4 protein-coding genes are annotated in these 12,416 nt (G+C 73.1%); 3 read left to right on the forward strand and 1 reads right to left on the reverse strand.

Features of this window, described 5'->3' with window-relative positions:
- The first annotated feature begins 417 nt into the window (after nt 1–417).
- The gene (locus ACGF4C_RS07175) at nt 418–9,759 is read left to right on the forward strand and encodes an Ig-like domain repeat protein (protein WP_393563976.1); all 9,342 of its coding nucleotides are present in this window, start codon (nt 418–420) and stop codon (nt 9,757–9,759) included.
- A gap of 21 nt (nt 9,760–9,780) precedes the next feature.
- Here ACGF4C_RS07175 and ACGF4C_RS07180 read toward each other — a convergent pair whose 3' ends face one another.
- Nucleotides 9,781–10,653 (reverse strand): NAD(P)H-binding protein, encoded by an 873-nt coding sequence (locus ACGF4C_RS07180; RefSeq protein WP_393563978.1) that lies wholly within the window; start codon nt 10,651–10,653, stop codon nt 9,781–9,783.
- 119 nt (nt 10,654–10,772) lie between these two features.
- Between ACGF4C_RS07180 and ACGF4C_RS07185 the strand changes: the two genes are divergently transcribed.
- Both ACGF4C_RS07185 and ACGF4C_RS07190 read left to right on the forward strand, forming a co-directional pair.
- The gene (locus tag ACGF4C_RS07185) at nt 10,773–11,468 is read left to right on the forward strand and encodes a helix-turn-helix transcriptional regulator (RefSeq protein ID WP_393563979.1); all 696 of its coding nucleotides are present in this window, start codon (nt 10,773–10,775) and stop codon (nt 11,466–11,468) included.
- A gap of 146 nt (nt 11,469–11,614) precedes the next feature.
- Nucleotides 11,615–12,352: a hypothetical protein gene (locus ACGF4C_RS07190; RefSeq protein ID WP_393563981.1), complete on the forward strand. Its 738-nt coding sequence runs from the start codon at nt 11,615–11,617 to the stop codon at nt 12,350–12,352.
- Nucleotides 12,353–12,416 lie beyond the last annotated feature (64 nt).

A 12,416-nucleotide genomic window follows, 5' to 3' on the forward strand; every position in this document is an offset into this window, starting at 1 on the left:
CATCGAATGCGGAGTGTTGCCACCGTCGTCACCGGAATGGGTTACTGAGACCGTCCGATTCCGGCGGGCCGCCCATCCTTTCCGGGGGAGTGGAAGGCGTCCTGCCCTTTTTTCGTTGCCTCGTGCTGACGAGACGTCCCGAGCGCGCTCCCCCGTTGAGGCATGCAGGTCAGGGCCGTTCGGCGCCCCCGCGTGCGCCGAGCGGTGCGACAGGCCCGCGAGCTGGCCTGGAGCCGTCATGCAAGCAGTCCGTCAGGTTCGCCCCGTGTCCCTCACCGGCCTGTGCCGCGCGGTCGTGACCGTGGTTGTCAGAGGCTGCCGGCTCCCGGTGTTGACCACCGCGCCTCCCATGGAGTTTCGCCCTGTGGGAGGCGTCGATGCGGTCGCCGGAGTGACGACCCGGGCGAGGACGGTCACATGCTGACGCCGGAGTGCCCGAGCGGGGCTTTTCTGATCACCGACCGGGACGGGAACTGCCTCGCCGTCATCGACCCGGCCTCCCGCAAGGTCGTGCCCACCCTGACCGCACCGGTGCCGTTCGCCGTGCGGGGCGCGGCCGACCAGTTGGTGCTGCGCACCGCCGCGGACCGCGCCGACCTGCCGCGGGCGCTCGACAGCGGCACCCTGCTGCACGGCCTGCCCGGGCTGCTGAACCGGCCGGCCGCCGCGTTGGCGTCGCTGCGGCGGACCGACCTCACCGGCGGGGCCGCGGCGCCCGGCCTGCAGAGCCTGTCCGGGGTCTTCCCCGACCAGGGACCGTACAGCGGCGGCACGTTGGTGACCATCGTCGGGCGCCGCTTCACCGGTACCACGGCGGTGTACTTCGGCACCCGACGGGCGGCGAGCTTCGCCGTGCTCGACGACCGGACCATCGTGGCGGTGACTCCCGCGGGCGCCGGCGCGGTCCCGGTCACCGTCACGACTCCCGGCGGCAGCGCCCGCATCGGGTACTTCTTCTACCTGTACTGGCCCAGCATTTCGCGGCTGATCCCCACCACCGGCCCGGTCGGCGGAGGCAACGTGGTGGAGCTGGTGGGCGTCAACCTGCGCACCGCGCTGCTGGTGCGTTTCGGGGACGCGGTGGCCTTCCCCACCGCGGTCTCCGACAGTCAGCTGCTGGTGACCGCTCCGCCCGTCGCCGGCCCCGGCACCGTCCCGGTCTCCGTGACCACCCTCGGCGGGGTGAGCAACCGGCTGCTCTACACCTATGTCGCGGCGCCCTCCGTGACCGGCATCAGCCCGAGCACCGGGCCGATCGAGGGTGGCACCACCCTGGTGGTGAGCGGCACCGGCCTCAGCCGGGTCACCGCGGTCACCGTCGACGGGGTGCCCGCGGTGTCCTTCCGGGCGTTCTCCGACACCCTGCTCCTGGTGGTGACGCCGCCGGGCACGCCGGGCCCGGCCGACCTCGTCATCACCACGCCGGGCGGCAGCGTGACCGTGTCCGGCGGCTACGGCTACCAGGCGTCCACCCGGACCACCGTCAGCTCCGCGCCGGACCCCTCCGTGGTGGGGCAAGCGGTCGCCGTCACCGCCGTGGTGACGGGGGTTCCGCCCACCACCGGCACCCCGTCGGGCACCGTCACCTTCGACTTCGGCGACGGCTCGGCACCCGTTCCGGCGGCCCTCACCAACGGCACCGTAACGGTCAACCACGTCTACACCGACGCCGCCGCCACCCCCTACCAGGTCACCGCCTCCTACGGCGGCGACGTCTTCTTCACCGCGTCCACCGGCACCGACACCCAGGTGGTCGGGGCGGCCTCGACCACCACCTCCGTGCGGGCCGCCCCCGATCCGTCGGTGGCCGGGCAGTCCGTCACCCTCGTCGCGCGGGTGACTCCCGTAGCGCCGGGGGACGGGGCCCCGAGCGGGACGGTGACCTTCGACTTCGGTGACGGCACCCCCACCGTCACCGCCCCGCTGGTCGGCGGGGTCGCCACGGTCGGCCACACCTACACCGACGCCGCCGTGGCCCCGTACGCGATCACCGCCGCCTACAGCGGGGACCCCGACTTCACGGCCTCCACGGGCAGCGACACCCAGACCGTCCAACCGGCCGCCTCCGCCGTCGGCGTGAGCCTCGGCCCCAACCCGACCGTGGCCGGCCAGCCGGTCACCGCCACCGCGACGGTCACCGCCGTCCCGCCCGGCGCGGGCACCCCCACCGGCACCGTGACCTTCGACTTCGGCGACGGCACCCCCACCGTCACCACCCCGCTGACGGGCGGAACGGCGTCCGTCGACCACGCCTACGCCGACGCGTCCGCCACCCCGTACACCGTCACCGTCACCTACAGCGGCGACGGCGACACCGCCCCCTCGACGGGGACGGCCACCCAGACCGTGGGCCCGGCCTCCTCGACGACGGCCGTCACCGTGACGCCCGATCCGGCGACGGTGGGCGAGCCGGTGACGTTCGGGGCGACGGTCAGCACCGTCCCGCCCGGCGCGGCCACCCCCACCGGTACGGTCACCTTCGACTTCGGCGACGGCACCCCCACCGTCACCACTCCCCTGACCGACGGGGCCGCCGCGACCTCGCACACCTACACCGGTGCGGCGCAGAGCCCGTACACCGTCACCGTCACCTACAACGGCGACGCCGATGTCACCCCGTCCGTGCGGACCGTCATCCTCGCGGTGCAGCCGGCCGGCACCACCACCGCCGTGGTCTCCGCGCCCGACCCCTCCACGGTGGGGCAGGAGGTGACGTTCAGCGCGGTGGTCACCACCGTTCCGCCCGGCGCGGGCACCCCCGTCGGGACGGTCACCTTCGACTTCGGCGACGGCACCCCCACCGTCACCGCCCACCTCACCGACGGCACCGCGGAGACCACCCACATCTACGGCGCCGCCGCGGACACCCCCTACCAGGTCACCGCCACCTACCAGGGCGGTGCCGACTTCACCGCGTCCACCGGCACCGACGCCCAGACCGTGGAGCCGGCCGACACCACCACGGCCCTGACGTCGGTGCCCGACCCCTCCTCGGTGGGCCAGTCGACGACCTTCGTGGCCGATATCGTCCCCGAGGCGCCGGCCGCCGGTTCGCCGACGGGCACCGTGACCTTCGAGTTCAGCGATGACACCCCGCCGGTGACGGTGCCGGTCGCGGGCGGCACGGCGATCGTCAGCCACACCAATCCCGAGGTGTCGGACAGTCCGTACACGGTCGCGGCGACGTACAGCGGCGACGACAACTTCAACCCCTCGGCGGGGGCGGACAGTCAGGTGGTCCTCAAGGCCGTCTCGATGACGACGGTCAGCGCGACACCGGCCCCGTCGGTGACCGGACAGACCGTCACCTTCAGCGCCACGGTGCAGGGCGTCCCGGCGTCCTCGGTCATCCCCACCGGCACCGTCACCTTCGACTTCGGCGACGGCAGCACACCCGTTACGGTGCCCCTGACCGACGGCACCGCCGGCACCGCCCACGCCTACACCAACGCCTCGCAGAGCCCGTACGCGGTGACCGTCAGCTACAGCGGCGACACCAACTTCACCGACTCCCGCGGGAGTTCGCTGCACAGTGTGGAGCAGTCGGCCACCGTCACCACGGTCACCGCCGCGCCCGACCCGTCGGTGACCGGTGAGGCCGTGACGGTCACCGTCTCCCCCGTCGCACCCGGTGCCGGCATTCCGACCGGCGAGGCCACCTTGGACTTCGGCGACGGCAGCCCGGTCCTCACCGCCCGGCTGGTCAACGGCTCTGCCACCGTCACCCACGTCTACACCAGCGTCGCCAACAGCCCCTACACCATCACCGCCCACTACAGCGGCGACGGCGACTTCGCCCCGTCGGACGACACCGTCGTGCACACCGTGGCCCCGGCCGCGACCACCACCACGGTGACCTCGTCGGCCTCGCCCTCGGCGGTGGGCCAGACCGTGACGCTGATCGCGCGGGTGACGCCGGTGCCGCCGGGCGCCGGTACCCCCACGGGGTCGGTCACCTTCGACTTCGGGGACGGCTCCCCGACCGTCAGCGCACCGGTCTCCGGCAATCTGGCCACCGTGACCCACGCCTGGACCAGCACCGCGGGCAGCCCCTACACGGTGACCGCGTCCTACGCCGGGGACGGGGACTTCGCTGCCTCGGTCGGCACGGCCCTGCAGAGCGTGGCGACGAGCGTCTCGACCACCGCCACGACGGTCAGCTCGTCGCCCGACCCGTCGGACGTCGGCGGGACGGTGACCTTCACCGCGGCGGTCGCGGTGGTCCCGCCCGCCTCGGGCACCCCGACCGGCAGCGTCACCTTCGAGTTCGGAGACGGCTCCCCGACGGTCGCGGTCCCGCTGGCCGGCGGTACGGCGACGGCCACCCACGCCTACACCGCCGCCGGTTCCTACTCGGTGACCGCGGTCTACAGCGGCGACGCCGACTTCGCGGGGTCGTCCGGGCTGGACACCCAGACCGTCGACCGGGCCGGTTCGACGACGCTGGTGTCCGCGCCGGATCCCTCGACGACCGGCGAACCGGTCACCTTCACGGCGACCGTCGCGTCCGCCGTGGCCGGCGCCGGCACCCCCGCCGGGTACGTCACCTTCGACTTCGGCGACGGCTCACCGGCGGTCCGGGCACCGCTCGCCGACGGCACCGCGATCGCCGTCCACCCGTACACCAGCACCGCCGGCAGCCCCTACACCGTCACCGCCACCTACAACGGCGACGCGAACTTCACCGATTCCTCCGGCACCGACACCCAGACGGTGAACGCCGCGGCCACCGCCACCACGGTGGTCGCCTCGCCCCACCCGTCGTCGGTGGGCCAGCCGGTCACCCTGACCGCGGCGGTCTCCACGGTCGCCCCGGCGACGGGGGAGCCGACCGGCACGGTCACCTTCGACTTCGGCGACGGCTCCCCGACCGAGACCACCGCCACGGTGGGCGGACTGGCGACCGTGGTGCACGCGTACACCACCACCGGAGGCAGCCCCTACACCGTCACGGCCACCTACAACGGCACCGGCGACTACCAGTCCTCCACGGTCACCCTCACACAGGCCGTGGTGCAGACCGCAACCACCCTCACGGTTTCCGCCGGCGCGGGCCCGTCGGTGGTGGGCGAGCCGGTGACCGTCGCGGTGACGGCCGCGGCGGTGCCGCCGGGAGCGGGGGTGCCGACCGGCACCGTCACCGTCGACTTCGGCGACGGCACGCCCCCGGCCACGGCGGCACTGACCGGCGGCTCCGCGCTGTTCACCCACACCTGGACCAGCAGCCTCGGCAGCCCCTACGCGATCAGCGCCGTCTACAGCGGCAACGGCGACTTCACCACCGCGGTGGCCGCCACCACCCAGACGGTCCTGCCCGCCGCCACCACGACCACGGTCGCCGCCGGACCGGAGCCGTCCGTCGCCGGCCAGCCGGTCACCTTCACCGCGACGGTCGCACCGGTGGCGCCGGGCGCCGGCACCCCGACCGGCACCCTGGCGTTCGACTTCGGCGACGGCACCACACCGGTCGCGGTGCCCGTGGTGGCCGGGGTGGCCACCGCCCGGCACGCCTTCGCCGGCACCGCCGGCAGCCCCTACACCGTCACCGCGGCCTACGGCGGCGCCCCGGACTTCACCGCCTCCGCCGGCACCACCGGCCACGCCGTCGGCCGGGCGGCGACCGGGGTGGTGATCACCATGGGGCCGGACACCTCGGTCTCCGGCCAGCCGGTCACCGTGACCGCGACGGTCACCCCGACCCCGCCGGGCGACGGCACCCCGACCGGCACCGTCACCGTGGACTTCGGCGACGGCACCGCACCGGTCGCGGTGCCGCTGGTCGGCGGGGCGGCGACCGTCACCCACACCTGGGCCGGTGCCGCCGGCAGCCCGTACGTCGTCACCGCGACCTACGGCGGGGACGCCGACTTCGGGCCCACCACGGCGACCGCCGGGCACACCGTGGCCCCGGCCGCGAGCAGCACCTCGATCGTCTCCGTCCCGAACCCGGCGGTGCCCGGCCAGCCGGTCGCCGTCACCGCGGCGGTCGCCGCGGTCGCCCCCGGCAGCGGCACCCCGACCGGCACCGTCACCTTCGACTTCGGCGACGGCTCCCCCTCGGTCACCGCCCCCCTGACGAACGGCACGGCGACCACCACCCACGCCTGGACCACCACCGCCGGCAGCCCCTACGCGCTGACCGCCACCTACAACGGCGACGCCGACTTCACCCCGTCCGGCGGCACCAGCACCCTGACCGTCGGCCCGGGCGCGAGCACCACCACCGTCACCGACCTCCCGGAGCCGTCGGTGACCGGCGGTCAGGTGTCGTTCTTCGCCCGGGTGACGCCGGATGCGCCGGGCGCCGGGGTACCGACCGGGACGGTCACCTTCGACTTCGCCGACGGCACGGCACCGGTCGTCGCGCCCCTGTCCCAGGGTCTGGCGACGACCACACACACCTTCACGGGGGCGGCCGGCCCGTACACGGTCACCGCCCACTACAGCGGCGACGACGACTTCACCGCCTCTGCGGGGGTCGAAATCCACACCGTGCAGCCGGCGTTGACCACGACGGTGGTCGACTCCTCGCCCGACCCGTCGGTGTCCGGTCAGCCGGTGACGGTGACCGCCACCGTCACGCCGGTGGCACCGGGCGCCGGGACGCCGACCGGGACCGTGACGTTCGCCTTCGGCGACGGCAGCGCACCGGTGGCGGTGCCGCTGACCGGCGGCACCGCCTCCGTCCCGCACACCTGGACCACCACCGCCGGCAGCCCCTACGCCGTCACCGCCAGCTACGGCGGTGACGGCGGGTTCACCGCGTCGAGCGGTACCGGCACCCAGACCGTCACCCCGGCGGCCACCGTCACCACCCTCACCTCCTCCCCCGACCCCTCGGTGCCCGGCCGGCCCGTCGACCTCACCGCCACCGTGGCGCCGGTCGCCCCGGGCGCGGGCACCCCCACCGGCACCGTCACCTTCACCTTCGGCGACGGCACCCCCTCGGTCACCGTGCCGCTGACCGGCGGCACCGCGACCACCCCGCACACCTGGACCACCACCGCCGGCAGCCCCTACGCGCTGACCGCCACATTCAACGACGACGACGGCGACTTCGACGCGTCCACCGGCACCGACACCCAGACCGTGGGCCCGGTGATCGCGGCGATGACGCTGTTCTCCTCCCCGGCCCCGTCCACCGCGGGGCAGAACGTCACCTTCACCGCGCGGATCTCCGCGGTTCCTCCGGGCGCGGGCACCCCGACCGGAACCGTCACCTTCGACTTCGGCGACGGCACCGCACCGGTCACCGCCCCGGTCCTGGGCGGGGTCGCGACGGCCAACCACGCCTACGCCACCACGGCGGGCAGCCCGTACCAGGTCACCGCGTCCTACAGCGGGGACCCCGACTTCACCACCGCCACCACCACCGCGCCGCACACCGTGACGGCCAGCGCCGCCACCACCTCGACGACGCTGACGTCCTCGCCCGACCCCACGGTGACCGGCCAGCCGGTGACCTTCACCGCCACCGTGGCCCCGACGCCGAACGGCGGCGGGGTGCCCACCGGCACCGTGACCTTCGACTTCGGGGACGGCACGGCGCCCCTCACGGCATCGCTGTCCGGCGGCGTGGTGACCGTCGCGCACCCCTACACCCGGGCCACCGGCAGCCCGTACGGCATCACCGCCCGGTACAGCGGCGACGCCAACTTCAGCTCCTCCTCGGGCACCGATACCCAGACCGTGCTGCCGGCGGCGACCACCACCACGCTGGTCACCACCCCGGACCCCTCGGTGACCGGTCAGCCGGTGACCCTCACCGCGACGGTGGCGCCGGTCGGTCCGGGGGCCGGCGTGCCGACCGGCACCGTCACCTTCGACTTCGGCGACGGCACCCCGACCGCGTCGGCGCCGCTGTCCGGCGGGGTGGCCCGGATCAGCCACACCTACTCCAGCCAGGGCGGGCCGTACACCGCGACCGCGAGCTACAACGGGGACACCAGCTTCACCGTGTCGACCGGCACCGACACCCAGACCGTCGGCAAGGCCGCCACCACCACCGCCGTGGTCTCCTCCCCCGACCCCACCGTCGTAGGCCAACCCACCACCCTCATCGCCACGGTGACCCCGGCCGCCCCCGGCACGGGCACCCCGACGGGCACCGTCACCTTCGACTTCGGCGACGGCACCCCCACGGTGACCGCACCCCTCAGCAACGGCCTGGCCACCACCACGCACCCCTACACCGCCGCGTCCGGAAGCCCCTACGCGTTCACCGGCACCTACAACGGCGACACCAACTACACGACGTCGACCGGCACCGACACCCAGACCGTCGGCAAGGCCGCCACCACCACCGCCGTGGTCTCCTCCCCCGACCCCACCGTCGTAGGCCAACCCACCACCTTCACCGCCACAGTGGCCCCGATCGCTCCCGGCACCGGCACCCCGACGGGCACGGTCACCTTCGACTTCGGCGACGGGACGAGCCCCGCCACGGCCACCCTCTCCGGGGGCGTCGCCACCATCGCCCACACCTACAACGGCACCTCCGGGAGCCCCTACACCCTCACCGGCACCTACACCGGCGACACCAACTACACGACGTCCCACGGCGCCGACAACCAGACCGTCGGCAGGGCGGCCACCACGACGGCGCTGGTGTCCGTGCCCGACCCCGGTGTGGTGGGCCAACCCACCACCCTCACCGCGGCGGTGGTGCCCCTCGCCCCCGGTGCGGGCACCCCCACCGGCACCGTCACCTTCACCTTCGGCGACGCCACCGGCTCCGCCACCGCCACCCTCTCCGGCGGCGTCGCCACCCTCACCCACACCTACGCCGGGACCTCCGGCAGCCCGTTCACCGTCACCGCCACCTACAACGGCGACACCAACTACACGACCTCCACCGGCACCGACACCCAGACGGTCAACAAGGCCGCGACCACGACCACCGTGACCTCCGCCCCCGACCCCTCCGTCGCCGGGCAGAGCGTCACGCTGACGGCCACGGTCGACGCGCAGGCCCCCGGGGCGGGCACCCCGACCGGCACGGTGACCTTCTCCTTCGGAGACGGCACGGGCACAGCCACCGCCACCCTCTCCGGCGGCGTCGCCACCCTCACCCACACCTACGCCGGGACCTCCGGCAGCCCGTTCACCGTCACCGCCACCTACAACGGCGACACCAACTACGCGACTTCCACCGGCACCGACACCCAGACCCTCAGCAAGCTCCCGACCACCACCACGGTGACCTCGACGCCCGACCCCTCCGTGTCCGGCCAGTCGGTCACGATCAGGGCGACGGTGTCCGCGACGTCCGGCACCCCCACCGGCACCGTCACCTTCACCTTCGGCGACGGCACCGGCTCCACCACCGCACCGGTGACCGGCGGGATCGCCACGATCACCCACACCTACAGCGGCACCACGGGCAGTCCGTTCACCATCTCGGCCGCCTACGGCGGGGACGCCAGCTTCGCCGCGTCGACCGGCACCGACCCCCAGACCGTCAACCGGGCCACCACCTCCACGGTCGTGGTCTCCACGCCGAACCCCTCGTCGACGGGCGACCCGGTGACCGTCACCGCGACGGTCACCGCGGTGTCCCCCGGTACGGGCACCCCCACCGGCACCGTCACCCTCGCCATCACGGGGCGCACCCCGCAGACCGTCTCCCTGGTCAACGGCCGGGCCAACGCACAGTTCAACCCCTTGCCGAAGGGGACGCACCTGGTCACCGGCAACTACAACGGCGACGTCAGCTTCGCCCCGTCCAGCGGATCCACCACCCAGACGGTCTCCAGCTGACCGCGAGCGTGCACGCCGTGGTCAGGCCAGCGCGAGGGTGAGGGTTTCGCAGGCCCAGGACCTCAGCGTCGTCGGGGTCGTGGTGGTCGGTGTGCGTGGTTGTTCGGGAGTGAAGTCCCCGCGCAGTCCGGTCGACATGCCCAGGACAGCATCGGCGAGCCGGGGCGGCATACCGGAAGCGGTGAGCTGTGCGTACATGGCCTCGTCAGTGATCCGCTCGGCCGTGATCGGACGCTCCAGCACGCTGCTGAGGATCCGGGCCACCTCGGACCAGGTGAGGTCGGCCGGGCCGTGAACGGCCTGCACATGCCGGCCGGACCAGGCAGGGTTGAGCAGCCGGGTCACGGCGACTTCGGCGATGTCTCTCGGGGCGACCCAGGCCATGGGGGCGTCGAGGGGCAGCACGACCTGCAAGGTCCCGGCGCGCAGCGCGTCGAGTTGGAGCAGGAGGTTGGTGAAGAAGTATCCGCAGCGCAGGTGCGTGACGTCGACGCCGGTGGCGTCCAGGGCGGTCTCGGTGTGGGCCAGACCGTCGATCTCGCCCGCGCCGTGACGCTTCTCCGCGCCGACACTGCTCTGGAACACCACACGTCCGATGTGGTTCTCGGTGACGGCGGCTACCACGCTGTTGGTGGCGCGCGCGTAGTCGGCGAGCGGGTCGGCACCGGCCGGAGTCGGGTCCACCCAGAAGAGTGCGTCGAGACCCCTGGTGGCACCGACGACCTGCGCGGCGTCGTACTGGTCGACTCCGGCGACGTCGACGAGACCCCGCAGCTCCGGGGCCAGCCGGTCCGGATGCCGCATCAGCAACCTGGGCCGTACTCCGGCCCGCACCAGGATGCGTACGACGTGTTGGCCGACGTTGCCGTTGGGTGTGGTGACGGCGATCTGCACGTGCGGTGCTCCTTTCGGATCGTGGGGATCGCCCACCACCGTAGGAGCAGAGGCGGCCTGATTCCGGCCTCCTTTCCTGCCAGGCTGGCCGTATGGACGCGGATCCGACAGTACGGACGTTGAACCTGCTCATACTGCTGCAGAGCGGGGCTGACTGGCCCGCCGCGAGCCTCGCCCAACGCTTGGGGGTGAGCGTGCGCACCGTCCGACGCGATGCCCAACGACTGCGGGAAATGGGCTATGACGTGCAGGCACGTCCGGGCCCGGGCAGCGGCTACCGGCTTCGCCCGGGCGTGAAGATCCCCCCACTGCTGTTCAGCGCCGATGAGATCTCCGCCGTCATCGCCGGTCTGCGCGTGCTGCAGACCTGGCTCCCGGAAGATCCAGTCACCGCCGGCGCGCTGCTCAAGCTGGACCAAGTCCTTCCGCGTCGGCTCCGGCAACGGGCCGCTGCCACCGACCTGGCCACCGAGGTCCTCCAGCAACCGACCACCGCCATCACCGCAACCTCCATCGGCGTGATCGCGGACGCAGTTGCCGACAACAGCAGGATCGAATTCCACTACACCGACCAGCACAACCGGTCCTCGACCCGCCTGGTCGAGCCGTACCGGCACATCCTGCGCACCGGCCGCTGGTACCTCATCGCTTTCGACCTCGACAGGGATGACTGGCGAACCTTCTGCATCGACCGCATGACCGAACTCACCCCGGTCCCCGGCACCTACCAGCCCCACGAGTTCCCCGACACCTCCATCGAGCACTGGCTCACCACCGACTTCGGGCGCGCGCCCCGGACGACGAGCAACCGATAGCAGTCAGGTGCGGGCGCGCTGGACTTCAGGGCCCCAGGCGGCGTTAGCCGGACGTCAGCGGAGCGACAGCCTGGCGATAGTCGCCCCGGTCAGAGTGGGTGACGTACCGAGGAAACAAAGACCGACTGCCCCGGGGGGACCCGACAATGAGCTCCACCACCACCGCCCGCACTGCTCGCCGCCGCACCCTGCGCATCGCCGCCGCGAGCCTGACCGCAGCCGCGGCCCTTACCCTGACCGCCTGCGCCGGCGCCGACGCCGCCGGGACGAAGGCCGCGAGCCACTCGGACATGGGCAAGACCGCTGCCGAGTCCAACGGCACGGGCTCCTCCGCCGCGGCGCAGGGGGCCCAGGCAGGCACAGGTGCCAAGACCGACGCCCAGGCGGGTTCCGGTGCCAAGTCCAACGTCGCAGCGGGCGCTGCGGGCAAGCAGTCGGGCGGCGCGCACAGCGGCGCGGCCAAGGGGGCCTCCCCGGTCCGTACCCAGCCTCTTCCGGACGGCAGCAAGGCCGAGATCTACCGGCTCGGCGCCCAGCACTACCGCGCCAAGATCGTCCACGGTGGTTCGGTCCTGGGCACGTTGGAGGCGAAGGAGCAGGATGCCGGGCTCGACGCCAACGACATGTTCATCGTGCTCACGCTGGACGGCCAGGTCCATTCCTGGATGGGCGGGGGCCACCAGGGGCCAGGCACGTTCAAGCTCGCGGGCGGTTGGACGGCCAAGGTCACCAAGCTCGGTGAACTCCGGTACCGCGCCCAGATCCTCGGCCACGACGGCGCGGTGTACGGCACGTTGGAGACGAACCAGCACGACACCGGGGTCAACGCCAACGGCGTCTACATCGTGCTCAGCAACGGCGGCGTGATCAGCGCCCACGGGTAAGTGCCCGCAAGGGCCCGCAGCTTCTGCTGGAACTGCTCAGACAAACAACGACCCGACCGCCGCC

Origin of the sequence: Streptomyces sp. NPDC048197 (genome assembly GCF_043202395.1) — a bacterium.
Lineage (GTDB): Bacteria > Actinomycetota > Actinomycetes > Streptomycetales > Streptomycetaceae > Streptomyces > Streptomyces siderophoricus.

Bases quoted from the DNA above. Each gene is read 5' to 3' on its own strand.
- ACGF4C_RS07175 (WP_393563976.1), top strand. From the start codon at position 418: ATGCTGACGCCGGAGTGCCCGAGCGGGGCTTTTCTGATCACCGACCGG.
- ACGF4C_RS07190 (WP_393563981.1), top strand. From the start codon at position 11,615: ATGAGCTCCACCACCACCGCCCGCACTGCTCGCCGCCGCACCCTGCGC.